The 14,650-nt window shown below is 64.0% G+C and carries 17 protein-coding genes and 4 pseudogenes; 11 read left to right on the top strand and 10 right to left on the bottom strand.

Annotation, left to right across the window (positions count from 1 at the left end; all coding sequences use genetic code 11):
• The first annotated feature begins 30 nt into the window (after positions 1–30).
• Positions 31–786: an SDR family NAD(P)-dependent oxidoreductase gene (locus OG874_RS17605; RefSeq protein WP_330256215.1), complete on the top strand. Its 756-nt coding sequence runs from the start codon at positions 31–33 to the stop codon at positions 784–786.
• A gap of 107 nt (positions 787–893) precedes the next feature.
• Positions 894–1,628, top strand: coding sequence for an alpha/beta fold hydrolase (locus OG874_RS17600; protein ID WP_330256214.1), 735 nt, complete (start codon positions 894–896; stop codon positions 1,626–1,628).
• A 29-nt stretch (positions 1,629–1,657) separates the two neighbouring features.
• Here OG874_RS17600 and OG874_RS17595 read toward each other — a convergent pair whose 3' ends face one another.
• Positions 1,658–2,449 carry an SDR family NAD(P)-dependent oxidoreductase gene (locus OG874_RS17595; RefSeq protein ID WP_330257322.1) on the bottom strand — a complete coding sequence of 264 codons (792 nt, stop codon included), beginning with the start codon at positions 2,447–2,449 and terminating at the stop codon, positions 1,658–1,660.
• 42 nt (positions 2,450–2,491) lie between these two features.
• Between OG874_RS17595 and OG874_RS17590 the strand changes: the two genes are divergently transcribed.
• From OG874_RS17590 to OG874_RS17575, 4 genes are all read left to right on the top strand, one after another.
• Positions 2,492–3,181, top strand: coding sequence for a TetR/AcrR family transcriptional regulator (locus tag OG874_RS17590; protein WP_330256213.1), 690 nt, complete (start codon positions 2,492–2,494; stop codon positions 3,179–3,181).
• A gap of 14 nt (positions 3,182–3,195) precedes the next feature.
• Complete coding sequence (locus OG874_RS17585) at positions 3,196–4,017, top strand: SDR family NAD(P)-dependent oxidoreductase (RefSeq protein WP_330256212.1); 822 nt, start codon at positions 3,196–3,198, stop codon at positions 4,015–4,017.
• Positions 4,018–4,152: 135 nt separating this feature from the next.
• Positions 4,153–4,368 (top strand): hypothetical protein, encoded by a 216-nt coding sequence (locus tag OG874_RS17580; protein WP_330256211.1) that lies wholly within the window; start codon positions 4,153–4,155, stop codon positions 4,366–4,368.
• A 29-nt stretch (positions 4,369–4,397) separates the two neighbouring features.
• Positions 4,398–5,195, top strand: coding sequence for an SDR family NAD(P)-dependent oxidoreductase (locus OG874_RS17575; protein ID WP_330256210.1), 798 nt, complete (start codon positions 4,398–4,400; stop codon positions 5,193–5,195).
• Between the two features lie 17 nt (positions 5,196–5,212).
• On the opposite strand, the gene OG874_RS17570 is transcribed toward OG874_RS17575, so the two are convergent.
• Entirely contained in the window at positions 5,213–5,821 is a 609-nt protein-coding gene (locus OG874_RS17570) for a cysteine hydrolase family protein (RefSeq protein ID WP_330256209.1), read from the bottom strand.
• Between the two features lie 413 nt (positions 5,822–6,234).
• On the opposite strand from OG874_RS17570, the pseudogene OG874_RS17565 reads away from it, so the two are divergent.
• From OG874_RS17565 to OG874_RS17550, 4 genes and pseudogenes are all read left to right on the top strand, one after another.
• Positions 6,235–6,504: pseudogene (locus OG874_RS17565) on the top strand (cytochrome P450); the annotation flags it as partial.
• A 66-nt stretch (positions 6,505–6,570) separates the two neighbouring features.
• Positions 6,571–7,395, top strand: a complete 825-nt coding sequence (locus tag OG874_RS17560) for an enoyl-CoA hydratase/isomerase family protein (protein ID WP_330256207.1) — start codon at positions 6,571–6,573, stop codon at positions 7,393–7,395.
• Positions 7,396–7,401: 6 nt separating this feature from the next.
• Entirely contained in the window at positions 7,402–7,845 is a 444-nt protein-coding gene (locus OG874_RS17555) for a Zn-ribbon domain-containing OB-fold protein (protein ID WP_330256206.1), read from the top strand.
• A gap of 4 nt (positions 7,846–7,849) precedes the next feature.
• Positions 7,850–8,218, top strand: a pseudogene (locus OG874_RS17550) (SDR family NAD(P)-dependent oxidoreductase); the annotation flags it as partial.
• Between the two features lie 221 nt (positions 8,219–8,439).
• Here OG874_RS17550 and OG874_RS17545 read toward each other — a convergent pair.
• The gene (locus OG874_RS17545) at positions 8,440–9,222 is read right to left on the bottom strand and encodes an enoyl-CoA hydratase (protein WP_330256205.1); all 783 of its coding nucleotides are present in this window, start codon (positions 9,220–9,222) and stop codon (positions 8,440–8,442) included.
• Positions 9,223–9,297: 75 nt separating this feature from the next.
• A complete protein-coding gene (locus OG874_RS17540; RefSeq protein WP_330256204.1) occupies positions 9,298–9,621 on the bottom strand; it encodes an FCD domain-containing protein in 324 nt (107 codons plus the stop codon).
• A gap of 1 nt (position 9,622) precedes the next feature.
• Between OG874_RS17540 and OG874_RS17535 the strand changes: the two are divergent.
• A pseudogene (locus OG874_RS17535) lies at positions 9,623–9,730 on the top strand (aldehyde dehydrogenase family protein); the annotation flags it as partial.
• A gap of 126 nt (positions 9,731–9,856) precedes the next feature.
• Here OG874_RS17535 and OG874_RS17530 read toward each other — a convergent pair.
• From OG874_RS17530 to OG874_RS17505, 6 genes and pseudogenes are all read right to left on the bottom strand, one after another.
• The gene (locus OG874_RS17530) at positions 9,857–10,720 is read right to left on the bottom strand and encodes a mycofactocin-coupled SDR family oxidoreductase (protein ID WP_330256203.1); all 864 of its coding nucleotides are present in this window, start codon (positions 10,718–10,720) and stop codon (positions 9,857–9,859) included.
• Between the two features lie 70 nt (positions 10,721–10,790).
• A complete protein-coding gene (locus OG874_RS17525; RefSeq protein WP_330256202.1) occupies positions 10,791–10,985 on the bottom strand; it encodes a ferredoxin in 195 nt (64 codons plus the stop codon).
• 20 nt (positions 10,986–11,005) lie between these two features.
• On the bottom strand, positions 11,006–11,719 hold the full coding sequence (locus OG874_RS17520) for a tyrosine-protein phosphatase (protein WP_330256201.1): 714 nt from the start codon (positions 11,717–11,719) through the stop codon (positions 11,006–11,008).
• Positions 11,716–12,450: pseudogene (locus OG874_RS17515) on the bottom strand (class I adenylate-forming enzyme family protein); the annotation flags it as partial. The gene OG874_RS17520 and the pseudogene OG874_RS17515, both read right to left, overlap by 4 nt.
• Before the next feature lie 20 nt (positions 12,451–12,470).
• Positions 12,471–13,622: an acetyl-CoA acetyltransferase gene (locus OG874_RS17510; protein WP_330256200.1), complete on the bottom strand. Its 1,152-nt coding sequence runs from the start codon at positions 13,620–13,622 to the stop codon at positions 12,471–12,473.
• On the bottom strand, positions 13,619–14,647 hold the full coding sequence (locus OG874_RS17505; RefSeq protein WP_330256199.1) for an acyl-CoA dehydrogenase family protein: 1,029 nt from the start codon (positions 14,645–14,647) through the stop codon (positions 13,619–13,621). Before OG874_RS17505 ends, OG874_RS17510 begins: the two co-directional genes overlap by 4 nt.
• Between the last annotated feature and the right edge of the window lie 3 nt (positions 14,648–14,650).

Below are 14,650 nucleotides of genomic sequence, written 5' to 3'. Positions count from 1 at the left end.
GGCTCTGTTCACATTCTTGGAGACGGCATCATGCGATTCGATGGCAAGGTTGCTCTGGTCACCGGGGCCGGTAATGGAATCGGTGAGTCATGCGCCAAGCTGCTGGCGGCCCAGGGTGCGGCTGTCGTGGTTTCTGACATCGACGACGAAGCGGGCGGGCGTGTGGTTTCGGAGGTCACCGATTCGGGTGGGCAGGCGTCGTATGTCCACGCGCAGGTATCCGATCGCGCCGATACCGAGGCCTTGGTGGCGCATGCCGTCGAGACGTTCGGTGGCCTGCATCTCGCGGTGAACAACGCCGGAATCGCGCACTCGCTGAAGCGGATTCACGAAGTGGATCCGGCGGCTTTCGATCTGGCCGTCTCGGTCAATCTCCGTGGAACATTCCTCTGCATGCGTGCCGAACTCACCCACTTCGTCGCACACGGCGGTGGATCGATCGTGAACATCACCTCGTGTTCCGGGCTCAAGAACGCTGACTTGATGCCCGGATACGTCGCGTCGAAGCATGGGGTCGTGGGACTGACGCGCAATGCCGCCATCGACTACGCGCTGGACGACATTCGCGTCAATGCCGTCGCACCGGGAACGATTGCGACATCCGGGATCCTGTCGTATCCCGATGAGTTACAGCAGAAGTGGGCTTCACTTATTCCCCTCGGACGGATGGGGCGTCCGCAGGAGGTCGCGGATCTGGTCGCATTCCTGCTCTCCGACGAGGCGACGTTCATCACCGGCAGCACCTACGAACTCGACGGCGGCATGATGCAGGCCTTGCCGAAGTAATCACTCGCTCGCCCGAGGGAAACTCACACGCACTAGAGCGAATCGTCGGCTCCACCGCTCGAAGGAATTCTGTTGGAGCATTGGACAAATGACAAGGATAAAAGATCATGAGTAGAGCTATCGTGCTTGTGCACGGCGCACAACATTCGTCGACGTGTTGGACTCCGACGGTCGTGGCCTTGGCTGCTCTGCGACCGAACATCGAGGTACTCGCTGTCGATCTGCCAGGGCGCGGAACCAACCCGGCAGATCTTCGGACCGTGGGGATCGCGGACTGTGTTGCCTCGGTGGTCGCCGACGTCGAACGAATCAGGGCGGACGAGGTGATGTTGGTCGCCCATTCCATGGCCGGTGTGACCGTGCCCGGCGTGGCGGAAGCCCTTGGCGCACAGCGGGTATCACGGATGGTGTTCATCGCGGCGGCAATGCCGCCCAGCGGTGAGTCGGTCCTGCAGGATCTGGTCGGTGACTTACAGCAGGATGTGACGGAGAAGGTGGCGGACCCGGGCGAACCGGCGCCGTTCCCCAGCGAGTTCGCAGAGCGGATGTTCTGCAACGGGATGACTCCGGAACAGGTCGAGTTCAGTGTTGCCGGGTTGTGTGCGGACAGCGCCCTTCTGGCCACGACGCCGGTGGACCGCAGTGGTATGCCGATGTCGATTCCTCGATCCTGGATCATCACCGGTCAGGACCGTGCTGTCACACCGGACCAACAGCGGGCGCACATCGACAATCTCGGTGGCGTCGAGGACGTCGTCGAAATCGATACGTGTCACAACGTGATGATCAGTGAGCCGGAGCTGCTGGCAAAGGTGCTCGCCGAGTACTTCGACCGCACCTGAACGAACGCTGCCGGGGCACTCGCCTTCTGTCACGGAATTCCGCCGTCCGAACGGACGATCGTGCCGGATGTGTAACTCGATGCCCTACTGGCGAGAAAGAGTGCGGCGCCGACGATCTCGGGAGGCTGCCCGATTCGCTCGAGGTGCAGCCGCTTGGACGCCTCGAGGGTGTGCTCCATGTCCCATGCCGCCGCGATGTCGGTCAGGTACTGGCCGGGCATCAGCGTGTTCACCCGCACCTCGGGGCCGAGGAGATCGGCGAAACCCTCCGTCATCGCGTTGAGTCCGTTCTTGGCCGCGGCGTACGGGATGATCGACCCCATCGGGCGCAGCGAGCCTGTGCTGCTCACGTTGATGACGCTGCCCGACCCCTGTGCCTTCATGCGGGTTCCGACGAGTTGTGTGAGTCGAAACGGCCCCTTGAGGTTCAGTCCGAGAACGCTGTCGTACATCTTCTCCGTGACGTCGGTGATGCTGTCGTATGTCGGTGACATGCCCGCATTGTTGACCAGGATGTCGACGGTGCCGAAGGTGTCGTATGCCGCGTCTACGAGGCCTTCGATCTCGTCCCAATGGCCGAGATGGCAACTGTAGGCAAGACCGCTGCGTCCGATCGACTCGATCTCGGCCACGACCTTTTGGCAGTTCTCGAATTTGCGGCTGGCGACGACGACGTCGGCGCCGGCTCTGGCGAACGCGAGAGCCATCTCTCGGCCCATGCCGCGACTGCCGCCCGTCACCAGTGCGATCTTTCCGGCCAGGCTGAACAGGTCGAACGGGGAGCCGGTGTCGGCATCCGCGGAATGGGTGCTGTCGTCCATAATGGTACTCACAAGTGTCCTAGGAACAGAATCGGATTACTCATGATGCAGAACGATACATCAGTTTCGCGGCCGCCGGCAGTGGGTAGCCGCGCCGCACAGGCCGCTGCCCGGCGTACCGAGCGGCAACGCAAGTCGGCCGAAGACGAAATCGATCGGCTGCTGGAGGTCACCCTGGGGCTGATCGAAAAGTCCGCTCCGGCAATGCCATCGGTGTCCGATATCGTCGCGGCGGCCGGGATCTCGAACCACACTCTGTATCGCTCCTTTCCGAGCAAGGACGATCTGGTGCTGGCAGTCCTGGAAAAGGGAGTCGCGCGGGTGGTGGAGGTCATCGACGCACGCATGAGCGGTCTGGCCGACCCCAAGGAGCAAATCTCCGCATGGACACGCGGAGTTCTACGTCAGGTCAGCAACGTCGAGGCGGCGAAGACGAGTCGCACCGTGCTCGGTCACCTGAGCCAGTCCGGCTCTGTAGCCCCCAACGGTAGTCAGCACGAGTTGCTCAGGCCGATCTCCGATCTGCTCACCGCTCCGCTCGAGGCGCTCGGGGGTGATACGGTGCGGGATGGGGCTTGCATCTCCGATCTCGTACTCGGCGCCATGCGCCGTTACCTGTGGGATTCGACGGCACCGAGCGACGAGGACATCGACTGGATCAGTGAATTCGTCCTCGGCGGGCTGCGCGTCGAATCGGTGAAAGCCGGTTCTGGCAAGCGGACTCGGCAATGACGAAAGGGCCGACCATGGCTGTGGGTGTACCGGATCTGACCGGACGGAGTGCGGTTGTCACCGGTGGTGCAGCTGGCATCGGCTATGCGATCGCCGCCTCCCTGATCGCCCGCGGAGCCGCGGTGACGATCGCAGACGTGCAGGTGAACGCGCTCGAAGCGGCCGCGGCAGAACTCGGCGTTCCCGGAATCGTCGCCGATGTCAGCCGGATCGAAGACGTGCGGCGCCTCGCGGACGACGTGCTCGCCCGACACGGTCGCATCGACATCGCGATCAACAACGCCGGCGTCGCGAAGATCGCACCGTTCGCCGATCTGACCCTTGCCGATTTTCGCTGGGTGATCGACGTGAACCTGTGGGGTGTCATCAACGGAATGAACGTCTTCCTGCCGATCATCGAATCGACGTCGAGTCAGGGATTCATCGTGAACACCGCGTCCATCGCCGGGCTGCGTACGGGTTCGGGCCTGGCCGCCTACGGAGTATCGAAGTTCGGCGTGGTCGCGCTGACGGAAACGGTGAGTGATGAACTCGCCCGACGTAATTCGCAGGTGGGGGTCGGAGTGCTGGTACCGGCGATGGTGCGATCCGACATCGCGGACAGTGAACGCAATCGGCCAGGTGTCCAGCCCGTGAGGACCACGCGTCGGCAACCGAGCGGAATCATGGCGGCGGAGGTGGTGGGGGAGATCGTTGCCGACGCCGTCGAGCGAGGCGACCTCTACATCGTGACGCATCCCGACTCGCTCGAGTCTCTGAGAGCGCGGCATCGGCGAATCGAGGACGCATTCGCCGCAGCCGCGCGACGACATGTGGATGCAGGCGGATCGCATTGACAGCTGTGACAGCTGTCACTAGCGTACATGAGTGTCAGATTTAGTCAGGTGAACAGGCTGTCGTGCCCCAGTTGGAGTCGTGCGAGACGTGGCTGGCGGCGCGTTCCGGCCTCGATCGAAAGCAATGGTGTCGGCATGGCCGCAGACAAGGACATCGACGCAGCGGACTGGACCGATCAGGATCTGTTGACGCGCGACGAGGCCGGTGAACGGTTGGTGGCGGAAATCGAATCGACCCGAAACCGTCTGAGCGACTTGGAATCCCGCGCCGAAGACTCGAATATCGCTGCATCGATCGAGATGAACCGACGTCGCCTGATCGCCATGCAGGCACTTCAGGATTCGCTGTGAGCGAGAGAGAAGCGAGGGGAAGCACGCATATGGGAACGAGACTGGCCGGCAAGGTGGTGTTGATCTCCGGATCCACTCGCGGCATCGGCCGTTCGATGGCGGAGCACTTCGCCTCGGAGGGTGCGAAAGTAGCCGTGACCGGGCGCAGTGCCGACCGAGGAAACAAGGTCGTCGCCCGGATACGGGACGCGGGCGGAGCTGCCGAGTTCTTTTCGCTGGACGTCACCTCGGAAGCGAGTATTCGTTCCGTGGTCGAGTCGACGGTCGAACGTTTCGGTTCGCTGACCACTCTCGTGAACAACGCTGCCCCTACGGCGGCAGTGGCGACGACGATCAAGCCGATTCACGAGTATTCGAACGAGGAATGGCAGTCGATCATGATCGGGACTGTTACCGGAAACGTGTTCTGGGCGTCGAAATATGCTTGGCCGCATCTGGTTTCGGCGGAAGGTGCGTCGATCTTGAACATCTCGTCAGGTCAGTCTGTCGCCGGATTCAAAGGGTTCGGCGCGTACGGGGCAGCCAAGTCCGCGGTCAACTCGTTGACCCGGTCGCTCGCGGTCGAGGGCAGTTCCGACGGAATCCGGGCGAACTGCATCCTGGTCGGTCGAGTGGTCGCAGGTCGGGGCGACTCGGGACATCACACCGGTGGTGGACGACTGACTCGGATCGGCAACCCAATGGATATCGCTTATGCCGCAACATATCTCGTCTCGGACGAAGCAGCGTTCGCGACGGGTTCGCTGGTCACCGTGGATGGCGGTTTCTCGATCAACGGGGACGCCGTCCAGGACGCGGAGGAGGCAGCCGCGGTCGCCGTCGGCTGATCACCTCGTCTCGCAGATCACCCCGGTAGCCGTTCGATGATGTCGGCTGCCGGGGTGACGCGTGTGAGCAGTGTCAGTATGTTCGCCACCATGAATTCGTGCGTCTGCGGCGAAGATCCGGCGGTGCAGTCTTCCGCGAGCACGACCGAGTATCCGCGGTTCACGGCCTCGAGCGCCAACCCCGGCAGTGCGATGTTGGTGGAGATCCCAGCGAGAACCAGCGTCTCGATTCGCTGGAGCCTCAGCATGGCGTCGAGATCGGTCCCGTAGAAGGCCGTCAGTCCGGTTGCGCGGGAGCTGACGATATCGCCCGGCTCGGGACCGAGTTCGGCGGGGATCTCGACGTCGGTCGTACCGGCCGTCATCGATCTGTTCCTGAGTGCCATGGCGCCCAGGTAAGAGTTGGCCACCATGCCCTTCTGGTCGTCGCGGTGCTCGATGATGCAGTGCACGACGGGTAGTCCGCGGGATCGGAATTCGCGCGCCAACTCGGCTGTGCGGGGAACCACCCGGCGTGCGGCAGCCAGCTCTGCGAGTTCGGCCGAAATGGATCGGCCCGGTTCGAGGATGCCGCGCTGGCACTCACTGATGATCAGAGCCGGTGACGCGTAGGGCGTGTTGCTCACGAGGCTGTTGCCTTTCGGATCGAGGTGGTTCGCCGGTCGGTTCTCGACGTGACGGTAGAGCCAGTTGTTCGATCGAATATCGCTATCTAGATTCCCTAACCACCTGTTCAGGTCGCTTGCCAAATAGTGACACAACTGCCAGAATCACGAGGGTGGATTACCTGGATCACAGTACTAGGCGGTTCCAATGATCGAAACCGACGAGGTCGCGACGCCCCTCAACGATTTGAACTGGTGGCAGAACAATCCTGCCGAGCGCGACGAGGTGTTCGCAGATCTGCGACGCAACCATTCCCGGGTCTTCGTCCCGGTAGGCGCACCCGGCACCGGGCCCGCCAAGGGCTTCTACGCCCTGACGCGACACTCCGACATACTCGACGTCAGCCGTCGACCGGAGGACTTTTCGTCCGGCGTCGGCCAATCGGGACGAGTCGGTGTTCGACGCGCCTCACACGTTCGATATCACTCGGGATCCCAACCTGCACTTGGCCTTCGGTGCGCCGGGCCCGCACTTCTGTCTCGGCGCCCACCTGGCGCGGCTCGAACTGGACGTTGCCTTCCGTGAGCTGTTCACGCGCTACCCGGACATCCGCGCAGTGGGGGAGCCGGTCATGCTGCGCTCGAACTTCCTCAACGGCATCAAGCATCTCCGGGTGACGTACAGTGCCGGGCGAGCCGCTTGATATGACGAGAATGTCAGATATTGGTAATCGGCGGGCTCGCTCGACCGGCGCGGTAGGGAGACTGCGATGACTGGGACGGCTACCGACCGGAGCCGAGACGCAGCGATTCTGTCGGAGCTATCCGGCGGAATCTTCACGATCACCCTCAACCGGCCGGATGCCGCGAACGCGATCCGCCCGGACGACCGGAATGCGTTGATCCAGTTGTTCTCGGATGCGGACGTCGACCCTGACGTCCGGGTGGTCGTGCTCCGAGCCAATGGTCGTCACTTCTGTGCCGGCGCCGATGTGGTCACACTCGCCGACGGTCACGCCAAGAACGTCAAGCGTGTCACCGGTCCGATGCGCACGATCATGACCGGAGCGCAGAAACTCGTTGCCTCCGTGCTCGATTGCGGTAAACCGGTGATCACCGTGGTGCAGGGTGCCGCCGCAGGGATCGGCGCGCATCTGGCCTATGCGTCGGATCTCGTGGTGGCGACCGATGCTGCCTACTTCGCCGAGTCCTTCGTCAAGCGCGGCCTGGTCGTCGATGGCGGCGGTGCGTACCTGCTGCCACGCCGAATCGGCATGCAGAAGGCCAAGGAGATGGTGTTCTTCGGTGAGAAGCTCACGGCGGGCGAAGCACTCGGCCTCGGACTGATCAATCGAGTCGTATCGGTCGCCGAACTCGATGCGGCCGTCGCCGAATTCGCGGATCGGCTTGCTGTCGCTCCCACCAGTGCGATCGCATTGACCAAGCGGCTGTTCAACGACTCGCCTGATTCCGATCGCAGCGCGTCATTCGTTGCCGAGGCCATGGCGCAGGAGATCCAGTCCTATGCGCACGACTCGAAAGAGGGCGTGCGCGCCTTTGTGCAGAAGCGCCCCGCCGACTACCTGGGATGGTGAACGACTATGGCTGACAACGTCACTCCGAAGCCTCCAGCCGACAAGCCTCGCGCCGATCTCCCCACGATCGAAGACGCCAGCCGTCCGTACTGGGACGCGGCGAAAGAGGGCACCCTGCTGATCGCGACGTGCAACGCTTGTTCCAAGGTGCACCATTACCCGCGTCCGTTCTGCCCGTTCTGCTGGAGCGAGGACATCGTGGCAACCGAAGCGAGCGGTCGAGGCACCTTGTATACGTACTCCACCGTGTACGTCAACGATCTGCATCCCTTCAGATCGCGATTGCCTTATATCGCAGCGATGGTCGAACTCGACGAGGGGCCGCGCCTGATGACGAACATCGAAGGCGTCACCCCGGATGACCTCGAAGTGGGGATGGCCGTCGAGGTCTTCTTCCGGCCGATCACCGACGACATCGACGCCACGGTCTTCCGTCCCGTCGCATCGTGATCAGACTCTCGAACTCGCGTCGATCGGTGCGACGGTGAACGCGATCAGCCCCGGCGGACGTACTCGGATGTCGGCGACGATGGCAGGTAGCGCGCCCGCCATCGAACCGGACGAACGTGGCGAGGACGAGTTCGACCCCAAGGACCCTTCGCTCGGGTCTCCGGTGGTCGCATGGTTGGCGAGTCCGGAGGCCGGACACGTCAGCGGCCAGGTCATCAAAGCGCTCGGAGAGAATATTCAGCTGCTGACAGCCTGGGCCCCGGCAGCCGTGGTCTCCAATGGTGGAAAGCGTTGGGACGCGAACAAACTCGGGGGAGTCTTCGCCACCGACGTGTTCGGCACCCGGGCGCCCGGATTGCGCATGGGCGGATAGGCCGGACAGCGGCGTAGCCGAGATGGTCTTCGGAGGCGTGTGCCCGCTGACGTGAAAGGCGATCGCCGAGCCGGGGCTGTCATCGGCGCGGTCGTGGACGAGGTGTTTTTACCACGCTGACCGACCGCGTCGGTGTCGGCGATCGACTGCGGAGCTGCTCGGGCGAATCGTTCGGCCGACCGACCGACGGCAAGGGCGCGGAGGTCGACCAGGAGATCTGCTCAGCGGCCGGTGGATTCGCTGCGCCCATGCGCGATCACGGAGCTCGTGCGGCCCGCTACCTGTTCCGCGGCAACACTCCATCCTCGGTTGACGACCGCTTCGCGTTCGACGGCGGTGGCTATGCCGTCCGCGGAGACGGCATCGTAGAGATTCCACACCGCCGCGAGCGTCCGCGCGTCCGCGGCGAGCATCGCCTCGGCAATACTCCATCCGCGGTCGTACAGCTGCGCGGCCGGCACGATCTCATTGACGACACCCCAGGCGAGCGCGGTGGCGGCATCGAGATATGCGCCGGTGGAACTCATCTGGCGGGCTCGGCGTACCCCGACGGCCTCGCTGAGTCGTGCCGTCAGCCCGCCGCCGGGAACGATGCCGACCCTGCTGTGCGTGTCGGCGAACCGGGCATCGGGCGTCGCGATGAGAAAGTCGCACGCCAGTGCCAGCTCGAAGCCGCCGGTCACGGCCGGTCCCGACACGAGCCCCACGACGGGCGTGCGCACCGCCGCCAAATGTGTGAGGCAATTACCGTCGACGGAATTCTCCCCGTCGAATCCGTTCTCGGATAGGTCCTTCAGATCGACGCCGGAGCAGAAGGCGCCGCCCGCCCCGGTCAGCAGGATTACCCGGGTGTCTACATCGTCGTCCGCCGAACGCAATTCGGCGACGAGCGCGTTGCTCAGGGCGATGCTCAACGCATTGCGAACATGCGGCCGATTGAGCGTCAGCATTCGGGTGTGGCCTCGCTGCTCGATCAGTACCAGCGCGTCGTTCGGTTCGGTCATGGCCGTGTCTCTGCTTTCCTTGTCGGGTTTCTGGTCGCGGAGAGGGCTTCGCGACGAGTCATCGCTCGAAGGCGCCTACGCACCGTGCGGGCGGCCGCCAGAGCGTCGCCTGCGACGATGGATTCGACGAGTTCCGTGTTGCCGCTCGTGCAGCCATCGGCGTTCGTTCTCGGTGGGGGCGAGGCCGTGCAGTCGGGCAAGGTTGTTGCCGACGTGGATGAACAATTCGAGTACGGAATTGCCGGTCAAGCGAGCGATCTCGGTGTGCACGGTGACGGTTCGTTCGCGGAAGTCGCCGGCGGCGGCTTCGTCGGCCAGGACTTGGCGGAGCCGTTCGATCCCCGCCGAATCGATGGTGGCCGTGAGGGTTTCCGCGGCAGACACCTCGAGCGATTCCATCACCGCACCGTTCGGTGGTTATAAGCAGAGCGGTCTCGGACGCGAATGGGGTGTCGAAGGACTCGAGGACTTCCTCGAGACCAAGACCTTCAGCTATCCGGTGAGCTGATTCGACCGTCCGAAACGACACGAGCAGCTTGTGCACGAACTCGATTCGTGCACAAATTGCTCGTTGTGACGGATGACGGCGGTCGGTGTTGATCGGACCCGTGCCGACGCGACCCGTCGACGAGGATCAGCTCGGTCCCTGGGGGAACTTCAGCAGTGAGCCTGCGTCGACGCGGATCTGCTGGCCGGTGATGTAGCGCGCTTCGTCGGAGGCGAGGAACAGCACGAGGTTGGAGATGTCGACCGGTTCGACATAGGGGATGGGCATCGCCTGGAATGTCGTGAACGCGGGTTCGACGTCTTCGCGCGTCGGGTTGTCGAGATCGGGCCGGAACATGCTGTACAGGCCATCGTTGTGCAGCAGATGAGTGTTGACGTTGGTGGGATGGACGCAGTTGACGCGAATGAACTTCGGTGCCAGATGCAACGCCATCTGTTCGACGTACCCCATGAGGGTTTTCTTCGCCCAGCCGTAGCCGGCGCTGCCGGGGCCCATCGCCGGGTTGTCGGTGGCGCCCGAAATCATCGCCGCGGTGGAACCGGTGATGACGATGGAACTGTGGTCGGGCAAGTGCGGAAGGGCAACGGCGACTGCGTTCATGGCGCCGACGAGGTCCACGTCGGTGGCGTCGACGAAATCCATCGGATCCGGATCACCCATCGCCATGGGCAGGATGCCGGCGTTGGCGAGAACGATGTCGAGTCGGCCGAGTTCGGCCACTCCGGCGTCGATCACCTCGCGCAGTTGGGTGCGTTCGCGGACGTCGGCTTTGGCCGTCACGATCCGGCGATCGAGCTTCTCGACGAGCCGCTTGGTCTCCGCGAGATCCTCCGGTGTCGCGAGTGGATAGGGGTTGGAATCGATCTGCTCGCAGATGTCGATGGCGATGATATCGGCACCTTCTTCCGCGAGACGCACGGCGTGACTTCTGCCCTGCCCGCGTGCGGCTCCCGTGATGAACGCGACTTTTCCTTCGAGGCGGCCTGCCATGTGTACTCCTTGTTCGGCACCGATGGGTCGGAGAAATGTGTCCGGATAGAGCTTTCCGAGCTGGTCAGCGCTACTGGGTGATGAGCCGTATGGCCCGCATCGGGCACGCGGACACGCCGGATTCGGCCTTGTCGAGCATGCCTTCGGGAACGTGCAGATCGGCCTTGGCGGCGTATCCCTCGGCGTCGAGGTCGTACAGATCGGGCGCAGTGGCCGCGCAGAGTCCGTGGCCCTCGCACTGATCGAGTTCGATGTGTATTCGCATGGTTTTACTTCCGTCGTGTTTCATGTCAGTAGTCGGCTGTGCCACTGGTTCAGATCCGAACGTGTCGCACCGTGGTCGACGAGCCATCCGCCCGCGCCGCCCGGCCAATCGGCCAGTCGCCGGACGACCGAGACGATCGCGGCCTCGGGAGCTGTCAACCACGCCGCCGGCAGCGGACGCCCGTGAGAGCTCTTGTCGGCCTTGGCCTTCCAACGTCGACCGAGCGCGGGCATGTGGGCCGCGGTCAGCAGATAGTCGGCGATCACCGCCGCCGGCTCGACGCCGGCAGCCAACAGCAATGTTGCGACCGCGATACCGGTGCGATCTTTACCCGCGGCGCAGTGCAGCAGGACCGGGCCGTCGGCATGCGCGACGATACCGAGCAGCGAGGCGACTCGATCCGGTGCGGAATCGAGAATCTGTCCGTACAGGCCCGCCAGGTCCGGGGGGATTTCTTCGGTGGGAGCGGCGCCATCGTGCAGCGGCAGGTGATGACGCACCGTCTCCGATGACCAATCGAACGGATTCCGGTTCACCTCGGCGAGGGACCGAAGGTCGACCACCACGGTCGGCGGCCACTGCTCTACGGTCAGCGGGTTCGTATCACCCACGTACGGAGCGTCACTGCGATAGAGCACTCCGGTCTTCGTGACGCGGCTGTCGAGGCATCGCAGTCCACCGACGTCGCGCAGATTGGCGAGAGTATCGGTATCGGTGACGGTTTCGTGACTCATCGAGCCGCCGGAGGGTGCGCGGCGGCGAGTTCGCGCAACCGTGTTCGATCGGTCTTGGACATGGCGGTGAGCGGGATCGCATCGATGACGACCATATGATCAGGTGCCTTGTAGTCACCGAGTCGCTGCTCGGCCCATGCGCGCAGCTCGGCCAGCGTCGGCGGCGAGGCTTCATCGTTGGCCACCACGAACGCCACTCCGATCTCGCCGATCACCGGCATCGGATGTCCCACCACAGCAACGGCTTTCACCGCGGGATGGTCAGCGAGGACATGCTCGACCTCGAGGGGATGGACGTTGAATCCGCCGCGGATGTACATGTCTCCGATACGTCCGGCCAGTGTCAGGTTGCCCTCGGCAGTGAAGCTGCCGAGGTCGCCGCTGATGAAATACCCTTCGTCGTCGAAGACGTCCCGGGTCATGGCCGGATTGTTCCAATAACCGCGCATAACGCAGCCGCCCCGCACGCGCACGCGGCCGACTCGGCCGCTCGGCAATGGCGTGCCCTCGTCATCGGTGACGCGAACGTGCATGCCGGACTGAGGTTTTCCCACCGTGCGGAGGGCCACCTCGGGAGGATCGCCGATGTCGGTCCCACACACCGTCGGTGACTCGGTCATCGCGTAGCGCACCACCAGCGGTACCCCGATCAGCTGTGCGGTGCGCTCGATCAGCTCCGGTGCGGCCGGGGCGGTGGCGACCACACCGAGCCGCAGGTCGGGAAACGAGTCGCCCTTCAGAATGGATGTCGTCACGGTTGTTCCGATCCCAGAAGGACGGTGCCACTGGAGCAGAACCATCCACCGGTTCCGCTGACACAGGCGATTTTCGCGTTCTCGACCTGACGGACCCCGGACTCGCCGCGCAACTGCCGCACCGCTTCGACGATGAGGAACAGACCTCGTTGGCCCGGGTGGCACGCGGACAGGCCGCCGCCGTCGGTGTTGGTCGGAAGGTCGCCGCCCAATCTCAGTGCTCCGGACTCGACGAACTTCCCGCCCTCGCCCTTCTCGCAGAATCCGAGGTCTTCCATCGTCAGCAGCAGCATGTAGGTGAAGGCGTCGTAGATCTCGGCGACGTCGACGTCGGCGGGCTTCAGTCCGGCCCGTCGGAACGCCAGCGGTCCGGTGACCGAGGCGGGACCGACGGTCATGTCATCCCACTGGCTGGTGAGCATGTGTGAGGTGGCTTCGCCGGATCCGAGTACCCAGACAGGTTCGGACTTCAGGTCTTCGACCCGGTCCTCGGCGACGAGCACCGCCGCCGCACCGCCGTCGGAGCGAATGCAGCAGTGCAGCTTGGTGAAGGGGTCGGCGATCATCGGCCCCGACAGCACGTCGTCGACGGTGATCGGATCGCGGTACATCGCCTCCGGATTGTCCGCGGCATTGAACCTGGCCGAGACGGCCACCTCGGCCAGCTGCTCGATGGTGGTGCGGTACTGGTACATGTGCCGGCGAGCTGCCATGGCGTACTTGGAGATCAGCGTGTGCCCGTAGGGCGCGTCCCATTGCAGCGGGCCGCGGGATCCCCAGTTGATGTTGGCGCCGCGCAAGCCCTTTCGGATGTCTGCCCGGGCCGTGGAACCGTAGGTCAACAGCACCACATCGGCGTGTCCGGCGGCGATCGCATCGGAGGCATGCGCGAGCATGACCTCCCAGGAAGCACCGCCGACGGAGGTGGAGTCGATCCACCGCGGTCGCAGACCGAGATACTCCCCGACGTCGGTAGGCGGCAGCGTGCCCTGGCTGGTGGATCCGAGCCCGTCGATGTCCTCGGGTCGAAGTCCGGCTTCGGCGAGTGCTCGCCTGCTGGCTTGCGCCATGAGTTCGTAGGCGTTCTTGCTGTCGACTCTGCCGACATCGGACAGGGCCACGCCGGCGATGGCTACTTTCCGGCTCACTGGGCCGCGCCTTCCTCGAGGAGTTGGGCGAGCACTTCCGTCGGCTCACCGAAGAGGTGCGCGTAGATGTGCGCGCGTTTGAGAACAAGATGTGCGTTGTGCTCGTACGTGTAGCCCATACCGCCGTGTACCTGAATTCCGTGTGCCGCGTTGTCGATCGCAGCGCGTGTGGCGACCGATTTGGCGGACAGGATCTGGAACGTACGGTCGGCGCGGCCGGACTGCAGTGCGATCGCGGCGAACAGGGTCTGGGAGATCGACGCGTCAGCGGAGACAGCCATGTCGGCGCACAGATGTTTGATGGCCTGGTTGACACCGATGGGTTTGCCGAACTGGATTCGCGTGTTCGCGTGTTCGGTGGCCATGTCCCTGGCCGCCTCGGCGAGCCCTGCCAGCGACGCCGCGGCGAGGACCTGCGCCCGACTCCAGATGAGATCGGCGTCGTCCGGAAGCCAGTGCGCGACTCGTCCGGAGACCACCGTCGAGGTGGACAACCGGACACCGGGGTCGATCGCCGCGACGGCTGTGACGTCGGGAAACTCGCCGATTTCGACGATCGCCGCGCCGTGCCGAGCGACCAGCAGGACATGGGAGGCACCGACACAATCGATCAGATCGAACGATCCCTTGAAGCCGTCGGCATCGAAAGCGCCGTCGCCACGAAGTTCGCCGAGGCCGACCATCGCTGTACCACTACCGATTCGCTCGGTCAGCTCAGTGTCGCCGCACCGGGCGGCGATCCGCACTGCCAGGGTCGACGCCAGGAACGGTCCGGTGGCCAACCGCTTCGTCAGCGCCGAGAACAGCAGCACTTCGTCGTCGAGTTGTCGACCGGAGCCGCCGTGCACCTCGTCCAGCCCGAGGGTGAGCAGCCCGAGCTCGGCACCTTCACGCCAGACGTCGGGATCCACCGCGTTGTCGAGTTCGGCACGATCTCGAATGCCGGACAATGGCATTCGAGAATCAACGAAATCGACAGCAGCAGATATGATTTCGAGCTGCTCTGCCGAGGGAAGTAGGTTCATGGT

It is taken from the genome of Nocardia sp. NBC_00565 (assembly GCF_036345915.1).
Taxonomy (GTDB): domain Bacteria; phylum Actinomycetota; class Actinomycetes; order Mycobacteriales; family Mycobacteriaceae; genus Nocardia.
This window is presented reverse-complemented; position numbering and strand designations above follow the sequence as displayed.

What these genes read in the sequence shown, in the direction of transcription:
- OG874_RS17605 (WP_330256215.1), top strand. Translation starts at nt 31, where the DNA reads ATGCGATTCGATGGCAAGGTTGCTCTGGTCACCGGGGCCGGTAATGGA.
- OG874_RS17600 (WP_330256214.1), top strand. Translation starts at nt 894, where the DNA reads ATGAGTAGAGCTATCGTGCTTGTGCACGGCGCACAACATTCGTCGACG.
- OG874_RS17595 (WP_330257322.1), bottom strand. Translation starts at nt 2,449, where the DNA reads ATGGACGACAGCACCCATTCCGCGGATGCCGACACCGGCTCCCCGTTC.
- OG874_RS17590 (WP_330256213.1), top strand. Translation starts at nt 2,492, where the DNA reads ATGATGCAGAACGATACATCAGTTTCGCGGCCGCCGGCAGTGGGTAGC.
- OG874_RS17585 (WP_330256212.1), top strand. Translation starts at nt 3,196, where the DNA reads ATGGCTGTGGGTGTACCGGATCTGACCGGACGGAGTGCGGTTGTCACC.
- OG874_RS17580 (WP_330256211.1), top strand. Translation starts at nt 4,153, where the DNA reads ATGGCCGCAGACAAGGACATCGACGCAGCGGACTGGACCGATCAGGAT.
- OG874_RS17575 (WP_330256210.1), top strand. Translation starts at nt 4,398, where the DNA reads ATGGGAACGAGACTGGCCGGCAAGGTGGTGTTGATCTCCGGATCCACT.
- OG874_RS17560 (WP_330256207.1), top strand. Translation starts at nt 6,571, where the DNA reads ATGACTGGGACGGCTACCGACCGGAGCCGAGACGCAGCGATTCTGTCG.
- OG874_RS17555 (WP_330256206.1), top strand. Translation starts at nt 7,402, where the DNA reads ATGGCTGACAACGTCACTCCGAAGCCTCCAGCCGACAAGCCTCGCGCC.
- OG874_RS17545 (WP_330256205.1), bottom strand. Translation starts at nt 9,222, where the DNA reads ATGACCGAACCGAACGACGCGCTGGTACTGATCGAGCAGCGAGGCCAC.
- OG874_RS17540 (WP_330256204.1), bottom strand. Translation starts at nt 9,621, where the DNA reads ATGGAATCGCTCGAGGTGTCTGCCGCGGAAACCCTCACGGCCACCATC.
- OG874_RS17530 (WP_330256203.1), bottom strand. Translation starts at nt 10,720, where the DNA reads ATGGCAGGCCGCCTCGAAGGAAAAGTCGCGTTCATCACGGGAGCCGCA.
- OG874_RS17525 (WP_330256202.1), bottom strand. Translation starts at nt 10,985, where the DNA reads ATGCGAATACACATCGAACTCGATCAGTGCGAGGGCCACGGACTCTGC.
- OG874_RS17520 (WP_330256201.1), bottom strand. Translation starts at nt 11,719, where the DNA reads ATGAGTCACGAAACCGTCACCGATACCGATACTCTCGCCAATCTGCGC.
- OG874_RS17505 (WP_330256199.1), bottom strand. Translation starts at nt 14,647, where the DNA reads ATGAACCTACTTCCCTCGGCAGAGCAGCTCGAAATCATATCTGCTGCT.